Raw genomic sequence first — 22,333 nt, 5'->3', positions numbered from 1 at the left:
TTGTGCTTTAACAATATCTCAAACCAAAGCGCAAAGACACTAAGAAAAACTCTGCGTCTGTGCGCTTCTGGGTAAGCTTTATATTCTAAATTATGATGCTACTTGAGCCGCAGTCCGAGTCCGCCGTCTTCTGCCATCGGCAACTTTTACAGGTGGTTCGTCAGGAATTTGCATCAACAAAGTTACAGATGGTTGACATTGCAGTTCTCGGCGGATGGAACGCTGTAATTCCCGTTCTAAAGTTTCTTGCAATCCACCCCAGTCTACTTCTGGTTGTTCGCCTTCTAAAGAAGCAAATTCTGACCAGCGAACGCTAAGAATTTCTTCAATTCGTTGTTGTACCCATTTTTGCAGGAGCGATCGCTCTACACTTGTAACGACACCCCGCAAATGAATTTCTGGCTTGGCCAGTAGTTTGCCACTCCAATCAATGGCCGCAGCAATGGTAACAATACCTTCTTCTGCCATGCGTTGGCGTTCTTGCAGGACTTTGGCACTCACCATACCAGAACTCGTAGTATCCACTAGTTCGATACCAGATGGTACTTTACCAGCAACGCGGATGGCATCTTCAGTTAGTTCTATGACATCACCATTCTGGATGATGACCATATTTTCTGCGGGAATACCTAAACTCTGAGCTGTTTCCCAGTGCTTCACAAGCATCCGATGTTCGCCATGAACTGGCACAAAGAACTTAGGTTGAGTTAAGGCAATCATCAGCTTTTGGTCTTCTTGACAGCCGTGACCTGAAACGTGAATGCCTTTGTCCCGACCATAGACGACTTTTGCCCCCTGAATCATCAATTTATCAATGGTGTTAACCACTGCGATCGTATTTCCCGGAATCGGGTTGGCGGAGAATACTACCGTGTCTCCTTCGCGGATTTTAATATGAGGGTGTTCTTTGTTGGCAATCCTAGTCATTGCTGACATTGGCTCACCTTGGGAACCTGTGGTCAGAATCAGCACACTTTCGCCAGGCAGGTTACGGACTGCGTGCAAAGGTTGTAGCAAATTATCTTCACACTTGATGTAACCTAGATTGCGGGCATGAGCAATCAAATTTAGCATCGAACGCCCAACAACTGTCACTACGCGGTTGTGCTTCTTCGCCAGATCCAAAATCATGTTGATGCGATGGACGCTGGAAGCAAATGTCGTGACGAATAGTCGCCCAGTTGCTTGACTGAATACGCGGTCGAGGTTGGGATAAACCGAACGTTCTGAAGGAGTGAATCCGGGTACTTCTGAGTTGGTAGAGTCACTTAATAAGCAAAGTACGCCTTGTTCGCCGTGTTCTGCTAATCTTTGGAGGTCAAATCTTTCACCATCTACTGGTGTATGGTCAATTTTAAAGTCTCCTGTGTGAATCACCACACCCAAAGGAGTATGAATAGCAACAGTAAAACTATCAGCAATCGAGTGAGTGTTGCGGATATATTCTACAAAAAAAGATTTTCCAATTCGCACGACATCGCGGGGCAGGACTGTTCTTAATTCTGTGCGATCGCGTACTCCTGCTTCTTCTAATTTACCCTCTAGCATTGCCATTGCTAGTCTCGGCCCGTAAATCACAGGTATTTCAAATTGCTTCAGGTGAAAAGCAATTCCACCGATATGGTCTTCATGACCGTGGGTAACAATCATGCCTTTAATTTTATGACGATTTTCCCGCAGATAGGTCATATCTGGTAGGACAATATTGACCCCATGCATTGCTTCTGTGGGAAAGGCTAACCCTGCATCTAATAGGATAATTTCATCATCATATTCAAATACACAGGTATTTTTACCAATTTCATGCAAACCGCCCAAAGGAATAATTTTGAGGGCGGAGTTAGCTTCGTTTTTAGCCATTTTCTCCTGAGATTTTGTTTTGTTGTTTAGTGTTAATAAATTGAAAGTTAGCGTTCTTGTTTGAAAGACAATATAGACTTTCTATCTGGAAAGCAGCTAAATTTTAATTCAGATGTTCAATTATTTGTTCAATAAAAGCGATTTTACATTGAAGGATTCATTGTATATCTATTATTTTGGTAGCACAGATTTTAAAGCACCAATTGCTGACAAATATGCCCTTTTTTGATATACATCTTTACTAACCAGAAGCTAGCAACTCCAGAAATTATTGTTCAGATTAAACCAAGTTTCTCCAGCACCACCTTTAACTTCTGACTGACTTCCGACTCGGCTTCGCATAATGGCAGACGAGTTGAACCAACCTCCCAACCTTTAAGTTTTAACGCTTGTTTCACTGGAATGGGATTTGTAGTTAAAAATAAGGCTTTAAATAACGGGAAGAGTTGGAGATGAATGTCACTGGCAACTTCAATTTTTCCCGCACTAAAAGCTTGAATCATCTGCTGTAGTTGATTTCCTACCAGATGAGAAGCTACGCTGACTACGCCCTTTGCTCCGATCGCCAATAAGGGCAAAGTTAAGGAATCATCTCCAGCGTAAAGGTGAAATTCTTTTGGTGTCAAGCGGCGAATCTCGCTCGCTTGGTCTAAATTTCCACTTGCTTCTTTTATCCCAACAATATTGTCAATTTCAGCTAACCGGGCAACTGTTTCGGGACTGAGGTTTTGCCCAGTACGTCCGGGGATATTGTATAACAATAATGGTAAATCGGGACAAGCTTGCGCTATTGCCTGAAAGTGTTGATACAGACCTGCTTGCGGAGGTTTGTTGTAATAAGGAACGACTTGTAAAGAACCATGTACTCCTATTTTAGCTGCTTTTTGCGTTGCAGCGATCGCTTCTTTGGTGGAATTAGAACCACATCCTGCTATTATCTTGGCTTTGCCTGCTACGGCCTGCGATACTTCCACAAACAATTGGTATTCTTCGTCCCAACTTAGGGTAGGGGATTCCCCGGTTGTACCACACACTACCAATGTATCTGTGCCGTTGTTAGCTAGATGTGCTGCTAGTTCTGCCGCTAGATCGTAGTTGACACTACCATCTGTTTTAAACGGCGTAATCATAGCGGTTAAAACTCTGCCAAATTCTCCCACCCTTTTTTCACTCCTAATTACCCAAACTGTTTTATCTGCTTTGGTGGTTTTTATTTTAATAACCTATTTGCCAATAGCTTTCAAGCGTAATTCGCACATTTGTTAGTGGTCAGTTGCTTATGTCTAACAACTGACTACTGACTACTGACAACTATCTTGAAACATATACTTGTGCAGGTTTAAGTAGATTTTTCTCTACGAGCAACTCGGCAATTTGTACTGCATTCAGTGCTGCGCCTTTACGTATTTGATCGCCACAAAGCCATAGTTCCAAACCGTGAGGATGGGAAATATCTTGACGAATTCTACCTACTAAAACTTCGTCTTTGCCTGTAGCTTCAATAGGCATGGGAAAATAATTGCTTTCCCAATCTTCTAACAATTTCACGCCAGGAGAACGACTGAGAATATCTCTTGCTTCATCTGGACTAAAAGGTTCCTCAAATTCTAGATTAATTGCTTCCGAATGGGCGCGAAGTACGGGAACCCGTACACAAGTTGCAGTGATTCTAATTTCTTGCGTACCAAAGATTTTTCGGGTTTCGTTGACCATTTTCATTTCTTCTTCACAGTACCCGAAATCATTCAAGGGCGAGTTATGAGGAAATAAATTAAATGCTAACGGGTAAGGCAATACTTCAGCGACTGGCGAGTGTCCTTGTAAGATGGCATTGGCTTGATTTTTGACTTCTGCCATGGCTTTAGCACCAGCACCACTAGCTGATTGATAGGTTGCAGCGACAATTCGTTGCACTGATTTTACTTGATGCAAGGGCCAGACTGCTACTGCCATTAAGATTGTCGTGCAATTGGGATTAGCAATAATTCCTTGATGATTAGCAGCGGCTTGGGGATTCACCTCTGGAACCACTAAAGGAACTTCCGGGTTCATCCGAAAGGCGCTGGAATTATCGATGACTACTGCACCTTTTTCGACTGCAATTGCTGCCCAAGTTTTTGATGTGGAACCACCTGCACTAGCTAGTACCAAATCTACATTTTCAAAGGCGCGATCGCTTACTGACTCTATGGGGAGATTTTCTCCTTTAAATTGTAGTGTTCGCCCGACACTTCTTTCTGAAGCTAACAACTTCAAATCTGAAACCGGAAAATTCCGTTGCTCCAGTAATTCCAGCAACTCTGTGCCTACAGCACCAGTCGCTCCCAAAATAGCTACACGATAGGATTTCGTCAAATTTACTTCCTCCTTTAAGAGGTTATGTGCGATTAATTTTTTAGAACAATTTATAGTCTATCCATACTGATTTTTTAAATTACAATAGTAGACTTCTAATAAAGTTTTTTTAACTATACTTGAACTTTATTCCAGGGATACATTTATTCTTTAGCTTAAATCTGTTAAGTGTTATTGAAACTTACAATAATTACTTTTCAAATCTACTACAAATCTAAAAAAATATATATTATCATACACCAAACTATAGTTCAGTAGATAACTGAAGTATTTACACTTGAATTTTGGTACATATCTTCAATTTTTAAATTAAATAAATATCTTGCCTGTCAAGTTGTTTGGCAGAACATTAGATATACTACGATCCAAATGTACTTCAACTCGCACAGGAGAAAACTAAGCCTGACGCTAAAACAGTAGCTAGGCTGAGTTACACAAGGCAGACAGAGCCAATTATAAAGAAAGTATTGGAGTCTAGCTAGTTGATAACCAGGATATCACGGTGTTAGCCTTCTGAGTCACAAGTCCAGTTTATTGGCGATCGCGGACTGAAAAAGACAGGGAAAAGGGAATAAAGTGAGAGTTGTCTGTACCCAGTTCTCAATCCTTGCGAATGGGTTAAGTTATTTCGGTAAAGTGTCCAGTCCTTTGCCATTGGCAGTACACTGGATATCTACTGAAGGGCATCGATCCATTATTTGGATTTCATGACATGCCTGATGGATACCTCTTATCCTCACCAAGAGACATCAACTCACAAAAGAACTAAAAATACCAGAAAATAGAAACTAAGCATGAAAGTCACCCAGGAGAAACTTCCCGCCAGCCAAATTGGTTTGGAAATAGAGATTACGCCAGAAATTACCAAGCAAACTTACGAACAGGTAATTAAAAACTTAACAAGTAGTACAAATATTCCTGGGTTTCGTAAAGGCAAAGTACCCCGGCAAATATTACTACAGCGTTTAGGCGTAACTCGAATTAAGGCAGCGGCGCTGGAAGAACTAATTCAAGATGGTATTGAGAAAGCAGTCAAACAAGAAGCGATTCCGGCAATTGGTCAACCGCAATTGCGAACTTCGTTTGAGGAATTGATTAATAATTATGAACCTGGGAAACCTTTGACCTTTGCTGCGGCTGTGGATGTGGAACCAGAAGTAAATTTAGTGCAGTACACGGATTTGCAAGCCAAAGCAGAGGAAATCAAGTACGACCCGACTCAGGTGGAGAAGGTTCTGGAAAAGGAACGTCAAGAAATGGCCACCTTGATTCCTGTGGAAGGACGCGCGGCTCAAATTGGTGATGTGGCTGTAGTCGATTTTAAAGGTGTACTCGCCAAAGGTGAGGGTGACGATGAAACAGCCGAACCAACGCCAATTCCGGGAGGTGAAGCGACTGATTTTCAAGTGGAATTGCAAGAAGATAAGTTTATTCCGGGTTTTGTCTTGGGGATGGTAGGGTTGAATCCTGGGGAAACTAAAGAAATTTCGGCTCAGTTTCCAGATCCTTATGCCAACGAAGAACTAGCTGGAAAACCAGCGCTGTTTACAGTGACGCTGAAAGAAATCAAGGAAAAAGAGCTACCAGAATTAAATGATGACTTCGCTCAAGAAATTAGCGACTTCAACACCTTGGATGAGTTGCGCGCGTCTTTGGAAGAGCGATATCAAAAAGAAGCTGAGGACAAAACCAAAAACAATAAGCAGGAAGCTTTGTTAGGGGAATTGCTCAAGCACGTGGAAGTAGACTTGCCACAAACACTGATCGAGCAAGAAGTAGACGCGATGCTGACTCAGACAGCAGTCCGGCTTTCTCAGCAAGGACTAGATGTGAAAAAGTTGTTCACTCAAGATATTATTCCTCAGTTACGGGAGCGATCGCGCACTGAGGCCATAGAACGCCTGAAAAGATCCTTAGGATTGCGAGAAGTCAGCAAACGCGAGTCCATTGAGGTGACACCCCAAGAAATTCAAGCTAGAGTCACAGAACTGTTGCAGCAGTATCCCAACGAAGACATCGACGAAGAGAGGCTGCAATCAGTGGTGGAAAACGAACTGTTAACTGAAAAAATCATTGATTGGCTTTTAGAACACTCATCAGTCGAACTTGTACCTGAAGGTTCTTTAAGCGCTGCATCCGAAACAGAATCTTTGAGTTCTAATGAGGAAACAACAGCTGAACTCGCACAGTCCCAGACAACTGAACCTCAGACTGAGGAAGAAAGCACCACAGCTACTACAGAATCAATACAAGGATAATAAATTGTTCGGTGCTGAGTCATGAGTATTACAAATGTTTACTCAGCATGAAGCATTGCTTAAGGCGGAATATTTACGCAATCTTCAATAAATTGCAGCAGATATTACCGCCTGAGCCTGATAGTGTGTTACACGAGAAGAATTATAGATGAGGCATAATGGTTAACACATACCTCAAATAGAAATCGCATCCCTTAAAAAGGCGGTACTAGCTGCCAAAACCTGTCCTATTTTATTGTCAAATGTTCTTATATGCTTACATCGCAGTCGGGAAATTACCCTATTAGCAACTCAAGTCGAATTGGAATTTACTCCCACATGAGTGGTTTTAGCAACATCGTGCCGATGGTGGTAGAACAATCCGGTATGGGAGAAAGGGCTTTCGACATCTACTCCCGCCTACTGCGAGAGCGGATTATATTTTTGGGAACGCCTATAGATGATGCCGTTGCCAACTCAATTGTTGCTCAGTTGCTATTTCTAGATGCTGAAGACTCAGAAAAAGATATTCAACTGTACATCAATTCTCCTGGCGGCTCTGTCTACGCAGGGATGGCAATCTATGATACAATTCAGCAAATTCGTCCCGATGTTGTTACCATATGTTTTGGATTAGCCGCGAGCATGGGGGCATTTTTACTGACAGCAGGAACTGCGGGTAAGCGGATGTCTCTGCCTGACTCCCGAATCATGATTCACCAACCGCTGGGTGGCGCTCAAGGTCAAGCCATTGACATAGAAATTCAAGCAAGGGAAATTCTTTATATTAAGGCTAAGTTGAATCAGTTACTGGCTAGTCACACTGGTCAACCTCTAGAAAGAATCGAAGCAGATACCGAACGCGACTTTTTTATGTCGGCAGAAGAGGCTAAAAATTACGGCTTGATCGATCAAGTCATCTCCAGACAAAATCTTCCCACCGCAGGGGAAAACGTCACCATTGTGAAATAAGAGGCTGGTATGTCTAAGTACGACTCCCATTTAAAATGTTCGTTTTGTGGCAAGTCTCAAGAGCAGGTGCGTAAGTTGATCGCAGGCCCGGGAGTCTACATCTGCGATGAATGCGTAGACTTGTGTAATGAAATACTAGATGAGGAGTTACTCGACACAAACGGTGCAGCTTCCCAACCAGCACCCAAGTCAGAACCACCACAAAAACGCCGCGCTCGCTCTTCTAATCTCTCGTTTAATCAAATACCCAAACCCAGAGAGATTAAGAAGTACCTAGACGAACACGTTATCGGTCAAGATGAAGCTAAGAAGGTGCTATCAGTTGCGGTTTACAATCACTACAAGCGGCTGGCAATCCTTCAATCCAAAGGCAATGGCAAAGGCGTAGCCGATGATGCTGTAGAACTGCAAAAGTCCAATATTCTGTTAATCGGGCCGACAGGCTGTGGCAAGACTCTCTTAGCGCAAACCTTGGCCAAAATTCTGGATGTACCGTTTGCTGTCGCTGATGCCACGACGCTGACAGAAGCAGGATATGTCGGAGAAGATGTAGAAAATATCTTGCTGCGACTGTTACAAGTAGCAGATTTAGATGTAGAGGAAGCACAACGCGGCATTATCTACATCGACGAAATAGACAAAATTGCCCGCAAGAGTGAAAATCCCTCAATTACACGAGATGTCTCCGGCGAAGGCGTGCAGCAAGCTTTGTTGAAAATGTTAGAAGGAACAGTCGCTAACGTACCACCTCAGGGAGGACGCAAGCATCCTTATCAAGACTGCATCCAGATTGATACCAGCAATATTCTCTTCGTCTGTGGCGGAGCCTTTGTCGGCTTAGAGAAAGTGGTAGAGCAGAGAGCAGGCAAAAAGTCAATAGGATTTGTCCAACCAGGAGAAGGACAATCGAAAGAAAAGCGGACTGCTGATACTCTCCGTTATCTAGAACCCGATGACTTGGTGAAATTTGGCATGATTCCCGAATTTATTGGACGAGTGCCAATGGTAGCGGTGGTAGATCCCCTGGATGAAGAAGCGCTGATGGCGATTCTCACACAACCGCGTAGCGCCTTGGTGAAGCAGTACCAAAAGCTGCTGAAGATGGATAACGTCCAATTAGAATTTAAACCAGAAGCCTTGACAGCGATCGCGCAAGAAGCCTACCGTCGTAAAACTGGCGCTAGAGCACTGCGGGGCATTGTGGAAGAACTGATGCTTGATGTGATGTACGAGTTGCCGTCTCGTAAGGATGTGACTCGCTGTACAGTTACGCGGGAGATGGTTGAGAAACGCTCAACGGCGGAACTGATAGTACACCCATCTTCGCTACCTAAGCCAGAATCGGCATAAATTAAGTGCTGAGTGCTGAGTGCTGAGTGCTGAGTGCTGAGGAGCCACTGCGGTGAGGCAGTACAGTCTTGGGGTTTCCCCAAGTGGAGTAACTGCCGAACCCTTTAGGGTCTTGGGGTCTCCCCAAGTAGAGGAGCCAGCCGCGTGGGCGGGTCTCCCGACTTGAGCGGACTGGCATCAAGTGGCGTTGCTGAGTACAGTTAGGAGTGTAGAATTAATTTAAAACTCCTAACTATTGTAGAGACGCGATTAATCGCGTCTCTACTACTAATTTTAAAAAATGTCTTTTATTAACGTTCGTGGCATTAAGCATTATTACGAGTGGGTGAAAGAACCCTCTAGTTCTTTGGTTAAGCCAGTGATGGTGTTCGTTCATGGTTGGGCTGGTTCGGCTAGGTATTGGAGAAGCACTGCTGAGGCTTTAGTAGAGCAATTTGATTGTTTACTCTACGATATGCGAGGATTTGGGCGTTCTAGTGGCAAACCAACCATCGCCCAAGCTAGCGAATCTGTTGTTGAGTCTCAGTCTCTTCAAGAAGAATCAGCAGCAATCAAAGAGTTAACCTATGAAATGGAAGAGTATGCTGAGGACTTAGCAGCTTTGTTGGATGAGTTGCACCTCCAGCGTGTCTTTGTCAATGCTCATTCTATGGGTGCTTCTGTAGCCACTATGTTTTTTAACCGCTATCCCCAAAAAGTGGAAAAAGGAATTCTAACTTGTAGCGGAGTTTTTGAATATGACGAAAAAGCCTTTACAGCTTTTCATAAATTTGGGGGCTATGTAGTTAAATTCCGTCCCAAATGGTTAGGAAAAATACCATTTGTTGACAGGATGTTTATGGCGAGATTTTTGCACAGTCCCATACCAGCCGCGGAACGCCAAGCTTTTTTGCAAGATTTTCTCGAAGCAGATTATGATGCAGCTTTGGGAACAATTTTTACTTCTGTTAGTCAAGCCCAAGCTGAAGTGATGCCGCAAGAGTTTGCTAAGTTGACAGTGCCAACTCTGATGGTCTCAGGGGAGTATGACAAAATTATTCCCGCTCAGATGGGTCGTCAAGCAGCTGCATTCAACGACAAAGTTGAGTTTGTCGTTATTCCCAATACAGCGCATTTCCCAATGCTGGAAGATGCACCAACTTACTTGCGGCGGGTGCGAGAGTTTTTGCAAATTCCCACACCAGAACTGCAAATCAGTTAACTGAATTGGAAAGGTGCGTTATATTTTTCGTTAAAGAAAACTCGGTCGCTGGGGAAGCGGCCGCCATATTGCTTAAAAGGTTCCTGAGGATAGCCAAGTGCTAGCAAACAGCAAACATCCACTTCTTCAGGAATTTGGAATGCTTCCTTGACTTGAGCGCTGTCAAATCCTTCCATTGGGCAGCTATCAATACCAAAGCTTTTTGCCACAATCGTCATGTAGGCTACCGCTAACATTGTATGGCGGTTAGTCCAAGTTTCCATTGTCTCAAAGCTGGAATGATTGGCAAAAAATTCAGGAATGTTGGAACGGAGATAATTTGCATAACTATCATTCATTGCCCCTGCATCTTCCCCTAGATGGATGACAGAGGTAATATATTCCATCTGCGTTATCCGGCGATCGCCACAACAAATTAACACCACTGGCGCTTCACCCACTTGTCGCTGATTAAAAGCGCAAGCTTGGAGTTTATCTTTATTTTCTTGCTTGCTAACGACAATAAATCGCCAAGGTTGGAGGTTAAAGCCGGATGGTGCTTGGATTCCTAGTTCGAGAATTTCTTGCAAAATCGCTTCGGGAATGGGGTCGCCTCTGAAAGATCGAGCAGCACGACGCTGCTTAATTGCTTCCACTAGACCAATGGAAGGGTGCATTTTCACAACCATTTGAGGAAATTTCTTAAATGTGTCTTTCTATGCCATTCTCCCCCTATATATATCTCGCTCTCTTCTACCTTTGGGTTAACCTAAACCTAGTTCTCGTTTTAACAAGTTAATTGAATTAGTGCCGATGTAATTTTCTACCTTAATCAGCTTGGGCGGACGAATAATATCTTCGATAGATGCTTGTACGGCTGCTTGTACCACTGGAAAGCTGGCTTGATCGCTGATAATTACTTCAGCTCGCTTAACGATCGCGCTTAGTTTGTAAGCATCTTTTGGTTGGGAAGTCATTACCAGTATTTCATCACCGCGTAAACCGTGGAGAATTACTTCAGCAGCGCGGACAATTCCAGAACTGAGACTAACTATGCCCACACAATTTTGTTTTGGGAGAGTTTTGAGCAGGTTAAGTTCTTTCGTGTAGTCGTAGATATCCAGAGGAATTACCCGTACAGCTTTGGGAGCTGCGATCGCTTCCACATCATGAATGAAATATCGACTTGTGACCACCGTAGCCGAGGTAGTTTTATCTAGAACAGCTATTAATTCTTCCATCGCTACTAACTGGATCGGTATTTTCAGAGCTTGTTCCAACTCATACACCATTAATTCACCAGCACCCATATCATGAGATGGCACAGCAACCAACACCTGGGCGCTACAACGCAAACGCCAATCAATTTCTGCTAAAAATAGCTCCCTAGCTTGATTGAGCGAACAGCCTTGAGAGAGCAGTTCGTCTAGTGCTTGCTGGACAATTTTATCTGCGTCGGGATGTTGTTTGAGAATTGGCGATTGCAGCTTGCTACCGCCCTCGTGACCTTGAGCGCGCACATAAATTCCCGAACCAGCCAGACTTTCCACAAATCCATCGTCTTCTAACTGGCGGTATACTTTGCTAATAGTATTACGGTGTAACCCAGTTTGCATTGCCAGCGCCCGTGTACTTGGCAATTTGTAACCAGGTGGATATTGCCGAGAAGCGATCGCAAACCGAATTTGATTAAACAGCTGGGCTGATGCGGGAATTTCGCTGTCTGGCTGAATACGGAATTGAATCATCACCAAACCTCCTGAATACTAGTAGCAGCAAGTGACCAGCTGCATTTGCTATATGTAAAAAATTTTATTTAAACATGAATTTTTTCTAGGAGAAATTACTAATGCACTCACTTTTGGAAATTGATAATTTGATTGGAAACAGCCTGTATATACTGGCATAGTTATATCAAATAATTACACTGCTAGTTAAACAGCACTGGTAAAAAATATTATGACACGGGCAATACAAACCACAACTGTTAACCTTTCGCAAGGTAATTTCCAAATAGCGGCTTACCTAGCGCAACCCCAAGAACCCGGCTCTTACCCAGGAATTGTAGTGTTACAGGAGATTTTTGGCATTAACATTCACATTCGGGAAGTTACAGAAAGGATTGCTCAAGAAGGATATGTTGCGATCGCACCTGCACTTTTCCAACGCCAAGCCCCAGGTTTTGAAACTGGTTACACTCCGCAAGATATCGAAACTGGCAGAGGCTACGCGATGCAAACAAAAGCATCAGAGTTATTGAGCGATATTCAATCAGCAATTGACTACCTCAAAAGCCTTCCCCAAGTCAAAAAAGATGGCTTTGGCTGTATTGGCTTTTGTTTTGGCGGTCATGTAGCATATCTTGCTGCCACATTACCAGATATCAAAGCGACTGCTTCTTTCTATGGTGCTGGAATTACTACTCGTACATTCGGAGGTGGTGCTCCCACTGTTACCCGCACTCCAGAAATCAAAGGCACAATCTATGCTTTATTTGGTACAGAAGATAAAAGTATTCCTACGGAACAGGTAAATGAAATAGAAGCAGAGTTAGAAAAAAATAACATTCCGCATCGTGTGTTTCGCTACGATGGAGCTGACCACGGATTTTTCTGCGACCATCGCGCCAGCTATAATCCTAGAGCAGCAACCGATGCTTGGCAGCAGGTGCAACAACTCTTTGGTCAACAACTCTGAAAACCTATGTAGCCGTTGCATATTTCTTGTTTAGGTTGTGCTTAGTCAGTTGTCAGTAGAAAAATTGACAATTGACAATTGTACAGACGCGATTAATCGCGTCTCTACTGACAACTGACAACAGTAGCATCAGCTAAAATAACAATTTATCTTCAATTGTCATGAATTCCGAATCGAAAGTCTCTCAAACAGCCAATTCGTCTTTTACAATGGACGATTTTGCCAAAGCACTAGAAAAGCACGACTACCAGTTTCAAAAAGGACAGGTTGTACATGGCAAAGTGTTCCAACTCGACCATGATGGAGCCTATGTTGATATTGGTGGCAAGTCGTCGGCTTTTCTTCCCCGCGATGAGGCTTCTTTGAGAACAGTGACCGATTTATCAGAGGTGCTGCCATTGCAAGAAGAACTGGAATTTTTGATAATTCGAGATCAGGATGCTGAGGGTCAAGTCACCCTTTCACGACGGCAATTAGAAATTCAGCACATCTGGGAACGACTGGCGCAAATGCAGGAAAATGCTCAGAATGTGCAAGTTCGGGTTACAGGTGTGAATAAAGGTGGTGTCACCGTTGATATTCTCTCTTTGCGGGGATTTGTGCCGCGATCGCACTTGGCTGAACGTGATAACCTAGAAGCACTTAAAGGTCAAACTCTCAACGTTGGCTTTTTGGAAATTAATCGCAACACCAATAAACTCATACTTTCTCAACGCTTGGCGACTCGTTCTAGTAACTTCAACTTGTTAGAACTAGGTCAGTTAGTAGAAGGTAAAGTTACTGGCATCAAACCTTTTGGCGTATTTGTCGATTTAGATGGGATTAGTGCTTTGTTGCACATTAAGCAAGTCAGCCAAAAATTCATTGATTCTCTAGAAAAAGTCTTTCAAGTCGGTCAACAGATTAAAGCTGTAATTATTGACTTGGATGAAGGTAAAGGTCGAGTAGCTCTTTCTACCAGGGTTTTGGAAAACTTCCCTGGCGAAGTACTAGAGAATATGGACGAAGTAATGGCTTCAGCCGAGGCACGTGCTAATCGAGCCAGTAACAAAGCTGCTGAATAAGCTCTTACACGTTTAACAAGAGTCAATAGATACTATCAGCTATTGATTCTTGAAAAAATGCAGTATTTAGATGCATTAACTTAACTGTTAAACAGTGTCTTAATTACGAATTACGAATTAGCATAATAGCTATTTCGCAGTTCTTGTAAAGTATCTTCATGAAAAGCAAATTTAATTAACTCAATTAATTTGCCCCAACTATAAAATTCAGAATCTGAAGTAATTCGCTGAAATTCCTGAGTTAAAAATTCTGTCCACCACTGGGGTGCTTGCTTTTTGTATGTATGGTCGTGTTGCGATCGCCAGCGCCTACGCCATTTGATAAAATCTATTTCAGCAGGTGGTTGTACTCCAATAATTGGCGGAAAATCCGCGTAGCTGACAAACTTGCTTACACCTTTGGCATGGACGTAAACTACATACCGCCAGCATTCTACTGTGTAGATATCTTCATAACTAATTTTGTACATTAAGCAAATTGCTTCTTCTGTAACAAATCGCGCGAGTTGGTGACGAGTTAACGATTTGTAAACAATTTTTGATTCGCGGATGACAAGCGTTTTTGCTTTGAGTGATGATACCATAAAAATGCCAGTGAATCGGGTAGATTTCTGCCCTGTCAATGCATACAGGTGAAGGTGCTATCCGTTTTACGGGAAATGTATTGTGTATGATGCGATCGCCTTTCAGTTTTGCAGGCCGGGGGGCGATCGTTTTATCTAATACAAGATATTGAACGATAGAATTCAATCGTTTGTCAATAGATTAATGGGGCTGATTAAGCTAAGAATTCGAGAATTCGCGGATGAGAAGGGTTGGACGCTAAAAGATGTAGCTGACCGTTCGGGAGTTGCTTATAGTTCAGTTAGGGCATATGCAAGAGCGCCAGGGCTGGCAATGGTAGACTTTACCTCAATTTTGAAGATGGCCCGCGCCTTGGATGTGATGATTGAAGATTTGGTGGAAGTAGTAGAAGAATAGTTTGCAGTTGGGGAGCCGCTATTATATTGAAGGCAACGGTGGAACCTCAAAATCATTAAACGAAACAACATTATAAGACGAAGCTGCCAAAGCCCTTATCAGTTTGCCGTCCAGAGTTAGCAAAGCAGCACCAACTTGTTGTGAAAGCGCAACATAAGAGGCATCATAGGCAGAAATTCCGTAAGCCAAGCCGATACTAACTGCATCCGCCATCAAATCAGCTGTAGAAACTACGCGCAAAGGAAAGCTTTTGAGAGTTGCTAAATCTGCTGGCACATCAGCAACAGCATAAAGTCTGGCACGGACGTATTTCCAGATAATATTGCCACACTCAATGTAAAACAGGTCTGGGACAAAAATTGCTGTTTGGGGATTAGTGAGGTGAGCAAACAGTTGATTAACTTTTGGTGTTAATGGCTCGTTGGGTATAAATTGCTTAATAGCTACATTGGCATCTACAACGCACCGAAGAGGGATAGTCATCTGTCGCGGTCTTCTCGAATTAATGCAGTACTATCAGGCCATTCCACATCAGTCCGACGGCTCTCACGGCGAAGGCGGATTTCCTCTAGAAGTTTTGGGACATTTTTTCGTCTTTCGTCATCCGTTGGCTGCGTTTTTGCCTGCAAAGCGTTCTGCAATATTGTAATAACTTGAGCATCAATTGATTTATTTTCAGCTTTAGCTAACTGTTGCAGCTGTTCGTATAACTCATCGGGTATATTTAGCGGATTAAGGATAGCCATTGATTGACCTCCCACAAGAATTTATTGGTAATGGTAGCATGATGGCATTAGGAAGGCGCTTCATAGAGAGAACCCCTCTCAGAGGAGAGGAGTACAGTAGTTGTTATGGTTTAAATGCTATTTATTGAGCGTTTCAATTGCTTCTTGAATCAATTGCTTAGTCTTGTGAAGATTTAGCAGTCTAGTTTGGTCGTAGCGTTCTGGAAGTGGAAGTAACTTACCTTCTAGGGTTGCTCGAATTAACGCGGCTTGTTCGTCAGTAGGTTCTCCGATTTCATAAAGGATTGTGCCAAGTGCTTCAGAACTTCTCCAACTAGGATTTCGTAAGCCTCTTTTGTGGTCTTGGAACTGCCCAATAGCTTGCATTGGAAAAGCCAATAACGGAGTAATCCAGCTTGTTTTATACCCTGGATTCCCTATTGGCTTGATTCCGTATCGTGCAGCTAAATCTTTCAATTCTTTAAGGGTTTTGCTTTCAAGTTCAGAACGTGTAAACATAGAAGTGCCTAATTTTCTAATTGGGTTTGGCAGCTACCCCAACTTGCGAGGCTCGGCTAGCTGCCAATTAAATTATCGCACGACTTCATGCGATATAGTAGTAATATTTATATCAGAATTTTTTATGCCTAATTACGAAGAGAAACCTTATTTAAAAAAGCATCAATTTACTACTAATAGGGAAGAAGCATTAACTGCAAAAATAACTCTCCGGCTTCCGCCATCGATGCTGGAAAAATTAAAAGGTCTAGATAACTATCCAGAATTTATCAGGCAAGCAATTTCTGATGCACTAAATAAGCTTGAAAATTCCAAGGACGCTACAGAAGATTGATAATAATTCGTAATTTATAATTCGTAATTATTAGAAACGTTGTTGGCTTTGGCTAAAGCTTTTAGAGCCTTGTGTATAAATTATTAATTAAATAGATGCAAATAAAGGGTAGCGATCGCTTAACTTATCAGTAGAAGTTATTGGTATGGAAAGAGTAGGTTTAATGGTTACTTTAGTATGCAGATAGAAGAATACCAAGATTGAGGTTTGTTACTATTATTTTTTGACCGAATTTATACTTAGTTAAATATTAAATAATTATTTTTAATTTAGAAAATTCTGATAAAAAATCAGAGTTTTCACAAATGTGACTTGGCAAAAATACTATTAATATTTATAAAGTACAGAAATGCTAGTAATAGTTACAGTTTTAAATACTTTTTGGATAAAGTTGGAGGATAAATGAGTATAGAAGAATTTGTTGTAGATGTTGCAGAAGAATATATATTGAATGAATTTACAGGTAGCAACAAAGTAGGGGCAGTAGCAGGTGGTGTAGGAGCATTGTGTGCAATAGGTGCTTTAGGTTTAACTGGGCCAATTGCAATACCTGTAGCCATAGCTGGAGGGGTTCTGGCTGGTGCAAAAGGAGAGTCTTCAGTTAAAAATGCAGCAAGAAGTATAGGTTCCATAGTTGAAAGTGTGGCATCCGGGGTAGTTTCTGTAGTTGGTCATACAACCAAAGGAATAGCAGGAGGTTTTTTAGGATTTATTGATATCTTCAAAAACGATGAAGATTTTTTTAAAAGAGGAGTTGAAAGGCTTGAAAATGAGCAGTATGCAGAGGCATTTGAAGATTTTTCTAAAGTAATAGAAATCAATCCTCAGTATTCAAAAGCATATTTTTTAAGAGGTTGTATTTATTCTGACGCTGGTGAATATCAAGAAGCCATTAAAGATTTTTCTCAAGCAATAGAAACTAACCCTGAATGGGATGAAGCTTATTTTTTAAGGGGCTGTATTCGTTCTGACGTTCATGACCATCAAGGGGCTATTGCTGATTACGCACAGACTATCATAATTAATCCTGAGCATTTTGAGGCTTATTGTAATAGAGGGCATCTTTTAGCTGCACAAAAAAATTATGATGGCGCTATTTCAGATTATACACAATGTATTACAATAAAACCAAATGAAATAGAGATTTATGAGAGAAGAGGAAGGATATATATTGAGATTAAAGAGTACAAAGCTGCTTTATCAGACTATACACAAGTAGTTAGATTAGATCGACGAAAATTTGATGCTTACTTTATTAGAGGTTCTATCCTTATTGATTTAAAAGACTATCAACAAGCAATAAAAGATTTTACTTACATTATAGAAAATAACTATAATTTAGCTGATGCACACTTATATAGAGCTAATGCTTATTTAGCAAACAAAAATTATCATCAAGCAATTGCAGATTTTACTCAAGTTATCAAGATTCGTCCTAATGATGTACCTTGCTTATTAAGTCGTGCTGGCGCTCGTGCTATTGTTAAAGATTACAATGGTGCTATTGCAGACTATACTTTAGTTATTCAAAATCAATCTGAATCTGTTGATGCATACTTTCAGAGAGGTAATACTCGCAGCCTACAAAAAGATTTAAAAGGGGCAATCAAAGACTATAATCAAGTTATAAAACTCGATCCAAGTTATGCTTTTGCATATGTAAAACGCGGTTACGTTTGTAAAGCACAAGGAAAAAATAAAGAAGCAATAGAAGATTTAAAGCTAGCGATCGCTATTTTTTATAAAAAGTCGATGCTAAGTGAAGTTAGAAATCTTCAACAGGAAATTAGAAGTTTGGAAAATGTAATTAAAAATACTCCTTGGTGGAAAACACGAATTTTTTAAAATCAACCTCAGAAAAATCTCACTCAATTAGGTAAAGAGGATTTAGGCTCAGAACGCTTGGTGATACAGTCAACTATCCTCGCTGCATACTATGGAGAAGTTTAGGCAATATTAAGTATAAATAACTGAGAAATTTTCTACCGCTGTTTCTGTCCAGTAAACTTTCACTCTAACAGTCCAAACTTTTTCCGCACTTCTTGTACAGAAATCACGTTACCAGCTTTGCTATCTGCTAGTCCAGCTTCAACAGTTTGCCGAACATAAATTTGGTACATTAAATCATCCCATGTGGGATTTTCTGGCAATCTGTCAATCAACTTATGGGCTTCTTCTTTAATGTTGATATTCTTCATCAGTTGCTAACCAAATATTTTTTTGCATCCATTGAATATATTGTAGATGCGAAAAATGTAGTTAGGTTTTATAACAACATTTATGCAACGGAGAGGGGGAGATTCGAACTCCCGGAGGTTTTAGCCTCATCCGATTTCAAGTCGGACGCAATCGACCACTCTGCCACCTCTCCAATAAACTGTCAAGCTATTGCCTAGCCTACATTTGTCGGTTAGCACTAAAGCTGACAGATAATACTATATCTCATCATCTACGCAGGTTGCACTACTGAAGGCGATCGCTCGTACAAAATTTCTTCTGATGCCACTTGGTAATCATCGCCCACCCACACTAAGGAGGCTTGCGTCACTACACCCGCCTCTAAAGAAACTAGGGAAAAATTACGCAACTTCTGGTCGTCATTCTCCACAATTCTGGGCACACTGGCTGCATTTAAGTAAATTATCCCCTCTGGACTTCTAAAGATGGGCTTTCGCAGCACCTTGGTGTGCCGCAAAGCATGGTGCATATGACCAAATGTCACTAGAGGAATATTTTTCCCAGCTGCGATCGTCCGAGAAATCGCCTCACCAAAGTCTGGATCGCCAAAGTCACCGCCAATCGGATGCCAATCTTTGCCGCAGGGGTCTTCTGGGCGATCGCCTAATCCACTCGGCCCGTTGTGACCTAGAAAAATAATCGTATCGCTAGCGGCGCTTTTGACCGCAGCTGTAATTTTCTCTGCTGATTCTTCCAAACTGGTCACACCATACCGTTCTTTACAGATATCAGCAAATCTCCACTCCGTGCCACCCCAGGTAAAGGGACGACCTCCGACTACAGTGAGATTCCAAGCTGGAAAATCTAGCTTACCGTAACCAACATGGGCTGAACCCAATAAATCGAGTTGTTCTTGTACCCAATCTTCTTTTGAGCGGTCATAGGGACACTTCTTACGTCCCCATTCTGTGGCTGTGAACCATGCATCATGATTTCCCATCACTGCTGCTTTGGGAATTTCAACTGAAGCGATCGCTCTCACCACTTCCACCGACTCATTGCCAAAATCTCCCACAAATAGCACCAAGTCTACACCCAGATGCTTGAGTGCAATACCATCTTCTACTTCCCATTGGTCGTGAACATCTCCAACTACAGCAATTTTCAGAGTTATTGATTGATTTTTTTGACTAGTCATGCGACTTTCCTTGCCGTCTATCTCCAGCATAGAAAACTCAGCCGGATTTGGACACAACTAACAGGGACAACAACCGTCTACTATTTTTGGTAAAAACTACTATAATTGATGCACAAGACAAAAATCTGCAATATAAAGCACCCCCTAACTGTGTTTACCACTGCACTTGCTCAACGAGAGAAAACCCAACCAAACGGACTACCACTAGATTTATTTGCTGCCATTGAAAGTCTTAAAAAAGAACTTAACGCGGTTATTCTGGCACATTACTATCAAGAGCCGGATATTCAAGATATCGCAGACTTTATCGGGGATTCATTACAACTGGCGAAAGCCGCAGAAAAAACCAATGCAGATACAATTGTTTTTGCTGGCGTTCACTTCATGGCAGAAACAGCAAAGATACTCAATCCAGATAAATTAGTACTTTTACCAGATTTGAATGCTGGTTGTTCTTTAGCAGACAGTTGCCCAGGGGACGCATTTGCAGCTTTCAAAGCGGCGCATCCCAATCATTTGGTGGTTTCTTACATCAACTGTTCTGCCGAAATTAAGGCGATGAGCGATATTATCTGCACCAGTTCCAATGCTGTAAAGATTGTGCAGCAGATACCAAAAGACCAGCCGATTATTTTTGCCCCCGATCGCAATTTGGGGCGGTATGTTATGGAACAGACTGGACGAGATTTGGTACTGTGGCAAGGTAGCTGTATTGTCCATGAAACCTTTTCGGAAAAGAAAATTGTTCAGTTAAAAATTGCCCACCCGGAGGCGGAAGCGATCGCCCACCCAGAATGTGAAAGTAGTATTTTGCGCCACGCCAGCTTTATCGGCTCTACAGCAGCTTTACTTAGTTATTGTCAAAAAAGCCCGACAAAGGAATTTATCGTTGCTACAGAGCCTGGGATTATTCACCAAATGCAAAAATTAGCTCCTGAAAAGCATTTTATTCCCGCCCCGCCCATGAATAATTGCAATTGCAACGAGTGTCCTTTTATGAGATTAAACACTTTAGAAAAGCTTTACTTAGCGATGAAAAATCGCACTCCTGAAATTACTATGCCAGAGGATATTCGTGTTGCTGCTCTGCGTCCAATTCAGCGAATGCTAGAGATGAGCGTGTAGTTTAGACAATTTGTAGAGATGCGATCGCTTGCATCTCTACATTTTATATCAAAATATTTTTGATTTACCTTTTGTTGAAACTTTCCTAGAAGTAATACCAATTCACCAAAATCTTGATATGCAAGAAATTGTAGGGGCGTACCGCTAAAGCGGAACCCGTTCGCCGTCAGGCGTTCTCGAAGAGTAGGGTACAGCCGTTCGCCCTTACATGCGTATTTGTATTATTTATAAAGTGAAATATTATAAGGACACAGTTCAGCGAAATTCAATAGTTGACATTACTAAATCTAGCGATGAGTTTACCTCATGCAGAGACGCAGAAAGTAAGAGTTTTAAAATACTAGATTTTTTAATTTCGTAGTTCTATTTTGAAATGCTCTAAAGTTTACTCTTATCTGCTTCTTTCTGTGCTGCTTCACTATATTTTTTGTATAGCTTAGTGCGAATTTGAGCATCTTGATAGCGGCTGTGCTTAGATGACACCTGACTCATTAAATCTGAAGCTTGTTGCCACCTTGCAGCTAGTTCTAACCATTGAGTTGAAGTTGTGGCTGTTTTACCAGATGCAGAAGCTTGGATAGCAATTCGCACTCCTGCTGTAAAAGGCTCGTCATCTGAAGGGACGGAAGAATTATTTTTTGCGGTTAGGATTGGCTTTTGTGCTTTTCTATTGTTATTATCTGCCGTAGCTAATTGAGAATTGTCTATTGGCAGTAAATTTTTAAGTTTATCTCCTAACTGAGCATAAACAACCCAACCTACCAACAATAATGAGCTTAAACTAGTTGCTATCAGCAATCCTGTTTTCTGGAAATTTTTGTTTTTATTTTTATTAGTAAATACTGAACTTTGAGGAAGTTTTGTCTTAGTAAAATTTGTTTTTACGACTTCAGTTTGAGGTTCTGTTAAATCTTGAATTAGTTGCTTTAAGATATGTGGCTGATCTAATGTAATCTCCTGCGACCAGAGCAATTGATTTTCAGGATCGCTAGTAATTTCCTTCAGCCAAAGTAATTGTTCTTCTCTGACAATTCGACTATTTATCTTAATGCGGCGAATGTTCCGAGGTGCGGTTGACTCAAGAATTTGTTGAATTTGCTCTACTAAACTAGATTGTTCTAGTTGCTCGGCTTTAGCCGCTTCGCACAGAATTTGTAAGACTCCATTAGCAAAAATGGCTCTAGTTCTGACACCAGAGTTAGCTAGCTGTTCGTTCAGTAGTTGAATAATCGCAGCCACGCTACCTTGGCGAGCTTGCCAAGCGATATCATTTATTCGATCTACCATTTGAGGTTTAGCGATCGCTCTTTCACCCTGACTAATTAACATACTCATTATAATTTAGGGATTTTTGTCTACTGATCTTTATCTTGTCTTCGATTTTACGAGTAAAAAGCTGAGGTCGCCACATAAAATCTTAAAAATAAAAACCGTCCTGGATTCAGTAATCAGGCTCTATTACTATCAGTAAATGTAATGCTTTTACACTTATGCTGACAGGAAAACTATTTACGTAATGATACGCTATTTTGGAGCAATTGCACTTCGATTCAAGTAT

23 protein-coding genes and 1 tRNA gene are annotated in these 22,333 nt (G+C 41.7%); 10 read left to right on the top strand and 14 right to left on the bottom strand.

Annotated elements, in window-relative coordinates:
- Positions 1-90 precede the first annotated feature (90 nt).
- The 3 genes from I8752_RS26390 to I8752_RS26380 form a co-directional block, all read right to left on the bottom strand.
- Entirely contained in the window at positions 91-1,860 is a 1,770-nt protein-coding gene (locus tag I8752_RS26390; RefSeq protein WP_214435192.1) for a ribonuclease J, read from the bottom strand.
- Positions 1,861-2,135: 275 nt separating this feature from the next.
- Positions 2,136-3,020, bottom strand: coding sequence for a 4-hydroxy-tetrahydrodipicolinate synthase (gene dapA / locus I8752_RS26385; RefSeq protein WP_214435191.1), 885 nt, complete (start codon positions 3,018-3,020; stop codon positions 2,136-2,138).
- 151 nt (positions 3,021-3,171) lie between these two features.
- On the bottom strand, positions 3,172-4,215 hold the full coding sequence (locus I8752_RS26380; RefSeq protein ID WP_214435190.1) for an aspartate-semialdehyde dehydrogenase: 1,044 nt from the start codon (positions 4,213-4,215) through the stop codon (positions 3,172-3,174).
- Between the two features lie 794 nt (positions 4,216-5,009).
- Here I8752_RS26380 and tig point away from each other — a divergent pair.
- The 3 genes from tig to clpX all read left to right on the top strand — a co-directional run bounded on the left by tig (position 5,010) and on the right by clpX (position 8,774).
- Positions 5,010-6,473, top strand: coding sequence for a trigger factor (gene tig / locus I8752_RS26375; protein WP_214435189.1), 1,464 nt, complete (start codon positions 5,010-5,012; stop codon positions 6,471-6,473).
- A gap of 252 nt (positions 6,474-6,725) precedes the next feature.
- Positions 6,726-7,424 (top strand): ATP-dependent Clp endopeptidase proteolytic subunit ClpP, encoded by a 699-nt coding sequence (clpP, locus tag I8752_RS26370; RefSeq protein ID WP_214435188.1) that lies wholly within the window; start codon positions 6,726-6,728, stop codon positions 7,422-7,424.
- 9 nt (positions 7,425-7,433) lie between these two features.
- Entirely contained in the window at positions 7,434-8,774 is a 1,341-nt protein-coding gene (gene clpX / locus I8752_RS26365) for an ATP-dependent protease ATP-binding subunit ClpX (protein WP_214435187.1), read from the top strand.
- A 1-nt stretch (position 8,775) separates the two neighbouring features.
- Here the strand turns inward: clpX and I8752_RS26360 are convergent, their stop codons facing one another.
- The gene (locus tag I8752_RS26360; protein WP_214435186.1) at positions 8,776-8,952 is read right to left on the bottom strand and encodes a hypothetical protein; all 177 of its coding nucleotides are present in this window, start codon (positions 8,950-8,952) and stop codon (positions 8,776-8,778) included.
- A 102-nt stretch (positions 8,953-9,054) separates the two neighbouring features.
- Here I8752_RS26360 and I8752_RS26355 point away from each other — a divergent pair, with 102 nt between their 5' ends.
- Positions 9,055-9,975 carry an alpha/beta fold hydrolase gene (locus I8752_RS26355; RefSeq protein WP_214435185.1) on the top strand — a complete coding sequence of 307 codons (921 nt, stop codon included), beginning with the start codon at positions 9,055-9,057 and terminating at the stop codon, positions 9,973-9,975.
- Here I8752_RS26355 and I8752_RS26350 read toward each other — a convergent pair.
- The gene (locus tag I8752_RS26350; protein ID WP_225895917.1) at positions 9,972-10,631 is read right to left on the bottom strand and encodes a nitroreductase family protein; all 660 of its coding nucleotides are present in this window, start codon (positions 10,629-10,631) and stop codon (positions 9,972-9,974) included. The two genes, I8752_RS26355 and I8752_RS26350, sit on opposite strands and share 4 nt — an antisense overlap.
- An 87-nt stretch (positions 10,632-10,718) precedes the next feature.
- Positions 10,719-11,702 carry a GntR family transcriptional regulator gene (locus I8752_RS26345; protein WP_214435183.1) on the bottom strand — a complete coding sequence of 328 codons (984 nt, stop codon included), beginning with the start codon at positions 11,700-11,702 and terminating at the stop codon, positions 10,719-10,721.
- Positions 11,703-11,913: 211 nt separating this feature from the next.
- Between I8752_RS26345 and I8752_RS26340 the strand changes: the two genes are divergently transcribed.
- Together I8752_RS26340 and I8752_RS26335 are read left to right on the top strand one after the other, a co-directional pair.
- Positions 11,914-12,651, top strand: a complete 738-nt coding sequence (locus I8752_RS26340) for a dienelactone hydrolase family protein (protein WP_214435182.1) — start codon at positions 11,914-11,916, stop codon at positions 12,649-12,651.
- A 161-nt stretch (positions 12,652-12,812) separates the two neighbouring features.
- The gene (locus I8752_RS26335; RefSeq protein ID WP_214435181.1) at positions 12,813-13,715 is read left to right on the top strand and encodes a S1 RNA-binding domain-containing protein; all 903 of its coding nucleotides are present in this window, start codon (positions 12,813-12,815) and stop codon (positions 13,713-13,715) included.
- Between the two features lie 110 nt (positions 13,716-13,825).
- On the opposite strand, the gene I8752_RS26330 is transcribed toward I8752_RS26335, so the two are convergent.
- The gene (locus I8752_RS26330; RefSeq protein ID WP_214435180.1) at positions 13,826-14,299 is read right to left on the bottom strand and encodes a hypothetical protein; all 474 of its coding nucleotides are present in this window, start codon (positions 14,297-14,299) and stop codon (positions 13,826-13,828) included.
- Positions 14,300-14,483: 184 nt separating this feature from the next.
- Here I8752_RS26330 and I8752_RS26325 point away from each other — a divergent pair, with 184 nt between their 5' ends.
- Positions 14,484-14,696: a helix-turn-helix domain-containing protein gene (locus tag I8752_RS26325; RefSeq protein WP_200320187.1), complete on the top strand. Its 213-nt coding sequence runs from the start codon at positions 14,484-14,486 to the stop codon at positions 14,694-14,696.
- Positions 14,697-14,717: 21 nt separating this feature from the next.
- On the opposite strand, the gene I8752_RS26320 is transcribed toward I8752_RS26325, so the two are convergent.
- The 3 genes from I8752_RS26320 to I8752_RS26310 all read right to left on the bottom strand — a co-directional run bounded on the left by I8752_RS26320 (position 14,718) and on the right by I8752_RS26310 (position 15,940).
- The gene (locus I8752_RS26320) at positions 14,718-15,179 is read right to left on the bottom strand and encodes a type II toxin-antitoxin system VapC family toxin (protein WP_214435179.1); all 462 of its coding nucleotides are present in this window, start codon (positions 15,177-15,179) and stop codon (positions 14,718-14,720) included.
- Positions 15,176-15,442 (bottom strand): FitA-like ribbon-helix-helix domain-containing protein, encoded by a 267-nt coding sequence (locus I8752_RS26315; RefSeq protein WP_214435178.1) that lies wholly within the window; start codon positions 15,440-15,442, stop codon positions 15,176-15,178. Before I8752_RS26315 ends, I8752_RS26320 begins: the two co-directional genes overlap by 4 nt.
- A gap of 117 nt (positions 15,443-15,559) precedes the next feature.
- The gene (locus I8752_RS26310) at positions 15,560-15,940 is read right to left on the bottom strand and encodes a hypothetical protein (protein WP_214435177.1); all 381 of its coding nucleotides are present in this window, start codon (positions 15,938-15,940) and stop codon (positions 15,560-15,562) included.
- A 124-nt stretch (positions 15,941-16,064) separates the two neighbouring features.
- Here I8752_RS26310 and I8752_RS26305 point away from each other — a divergent pair, with 124 nt between their 5' ends.
- Both I8752_RS26305 and I8752_RS26300 read left to right on the top strand, forming a co-directional pair.
- Positions 16,065-16,274 (top strand): ribbon-helix-helix domain-containing protein, encoded by a 210-nt coding sequence (locus I8752_RS26305; RefSeq protein WP_214435176.1) that lies wholly within the window; start codon positions 16,065-16,067, stop codon positions 16,272-16,274.
- Between the two features lie 402 nt (positions 16,275-16,676).
- Complete coding sequence (locus I8752_RS26300) at positions 16,677-18,119, top strand: tetratricopeptide repeat protein (RefSeq protein ID WP_214435175.1); 1,443 nt, start codon at positions 16,677-16,679, stop codon at positions 18,117-18,119.
- 164 nt (positions 18,120-18,283) lie between these two features.
- On the opposite strand, the gene I8752_RS26295 is transcribed toward I8752_RS26300, so the two are convergent.
- The 3 genes from I8752_RS26295 to I8752_RS26285 form a co-directional block, all read right to left on the bottom strand.
- Positions 18,284-18,472 carry a hypothetical protein gene (locus I8752_RS26295; RefSeq protein WP_214435174.1) on the bottom strand — a complete coding sequence of 63 codons (189 nt, stop codon included), beginning with the start codon at positions 18,470-18,472 and terminating at the stop codon, positions 18,284-18,286.
- A gap of 88 nt (positions 18,473-18,560) precedes the next feature.
- A tRNA-Ser gene (locus I8752_RS26290) sits at positions 18,561-18,645 on the bottom strand.
- Positions 18,646-18,723: 78 nt separating this feature from the next.
- Positions 18,724-19,650, bottom strand: a complete 927-nt coding sequence (locus tag I8752_RS26285; protein ID WP_225895916.1) for a TIGR04168 family protein — start codon at positions 19,648-19,650, stop codon at positions 18,724-18,726.
- A gap of 150 nt (positions 19,651-19,800) precedes the next feature.
- Here I8752_RS26285 and nadA point away from each other — a divergent pair, with 150 nt between their 5' ends.
- On the top strand, positions 19,801-20,775 hold the full coding sequence (nadA, locus tag I8752_RS26280) for a quinolinate synthase NadA (protein ID WP_214435172.1): 975 nt from the start codon (positions 19,801-19,803) through the stop codon (positions 20,773-20,775).
- Positions 20,776-21,153: 378 nt separating this feature from the next.
- Here the strand turns inward: nadA and I8752_RS26275 are convergent, their stop codons facing one another.
- Positions 21,154-22,110 carry a hypothetical protein gene (locus I8752_RS26275; protein ID WP_214435171.1) on the bottom strand — a complete coding sequence of 319 codons (957 nt, stop codon included), beginning with the start codon at positions 22,108-22,110 and terminating at the stop codon, positions 21,154-21,156.
- Between the last annotated feature and the right edge of the window lie 223 nt (positions 22,111-22,333).

Source organism: Dendronalium phyllosphericum CENA369, assembly GCF_016056275.1.
Classification (GTDB): domain Bacteria; phylum Cyanobacteriota; class Cyanobacteriia; order Cyanobacteriales; family Nostocaceae; genus Dendronalium; species Dendronalium phyllosphericum.
The sequence above is the reverse complement of the archived record's forward strand: the minus strand, read 5'-3'. Positions and strand labels throughout refer to the sequence as shown.

Coding starts and splice junctions, on each gene's coding strand:
- I8752_RS26355 (WP_214435185.1), top strand. CDS start 9,055: ATGTCTTTTATTAACGTTCGTGGCATTAAGCATTATTACGAGTGGGTG.
- I8752_RS26315 (WP_214435178.1), bottom strand. CDS start 15,442: ATGGCTATCCTTAATCCGCTAAATATACCCGATGAGTTATACGAACAG.
- I8752_RS26310 (WP_214435177.1), bottom strand. CDS start 15,940: ATGTTTACACGTTCTGAACTTGAAAGCAAAACCCTTAAAGAATTGAAA.
- I8752_RS26390 (WP_214435192.1), bottom strand. CDS start 1,860: ATGGCTAAAAACGAAGCTAACTCCGCCCTCAAAATTATTCCTTTGGGC.
- I8752_RS26320 (WP_214435179.1), bottom strand. CDS start 15,179: ATGACTATCCCTCTTCGGTGCGTTGTAGATGCCAATGTAGCTATTAAG.
- I8752_RS26325 (WP_200320187.1), top strand. CDS start 14,484: ATGGGGCTGATTAAGCTAAGAATTCGAGAATTCGCGGATGAGAAGGGT.
- clpP (WP_214435188.1), top strand. CDS start 6,726: ATGCTTACATCGCAGTCGGGAAATTACCCTATTAGCAACTCAAGTCGA.
- I8752_RS26335 (WP_214435181.1), top strand. CDS start 12,813: ATGAATTCCGAATCGAAAGTCTCTCAAACAGCCAATTCGTCTTTTACA.
- tig (WP_214435189.1), top strand. CDS start 5,010: ATGAAAGTCACCCAGGAGAAACTTCCCGCCAGCCAAATTGGTTTGGAA.
- I8752_RS26285 (WP_225895916.1), bottom strand. CDS start 19,650: ATGACTAGTCAAAAAAATCAATCAATAACTCTGAAAATTGCTGTAGTT.
- I8752_RS26305 (WP_214435176.1), top strand. CDS start 16,065: ATGCCTAATTACGAAGAGAAACCTTATTTAAAAAAGCATCAATTTACT.
- I8752_RS26295 (WP_214435174.1), bottom strand. CDS start 18,472: ATGAAGAATATCAACATTAAAGAAGAAGCCCATAAGTTGATTGACAGA.
- I8752_RS26360 (WP_214435186.1), bottom strand. CDS start 8,952: ATGCCAGTCCGCTCAAGTCGGGAGACCCGCCCACGCGGCTGGCTCCTC.
- I8752_RS26275 (WP_214435171.1), bottom strand. CDS start 22,110: ATGAGTATGTTAATTAGTCAGGGTGAAAGAGCGATCGCTAAACCTCAA.
- I8752_RS26330 (WP_214435180.1), bottom strand. CDS start 14,299: ATGGTATCATCACTCAAAGCAAAAACGCTTGTCATCCGCGAATCAAAA.
- I8752_RS26350 (WP_225895917.1), bottom strand. CDS start 10,631: ATGCACCCTTCCATTGGTCTAGTGGAAGCAATTAAGCAGCGTCGTGCT.
- I8752_RS26345 (WP_214435183.1), bottom strand. CDS start 11,702: ATGATTCAATTCCGTATTCAGCCAGACAGCGAAATTCCCGCATCAGCC.
- clpX (WP_214435187.1), top strand. CDS start 7,434: ATGTCTAAGTACGACTCCCATTTAAAATGTTCGTTTTGTGGCAAGTCT.
- I8752_RS26340 (WP_214435182.1), top strand. CDS start 11,914: ATGACACGGGCAATACAAACCACAACTGTTAACCTTTCGCAAGGTAAT.
- I8752_RS26300 (WP_214435175.1), top strand. CDS start 16,677: ATGAGTATAGAAGAATTTGTTGTAGATGTTGCAGAAGAATATATATTG.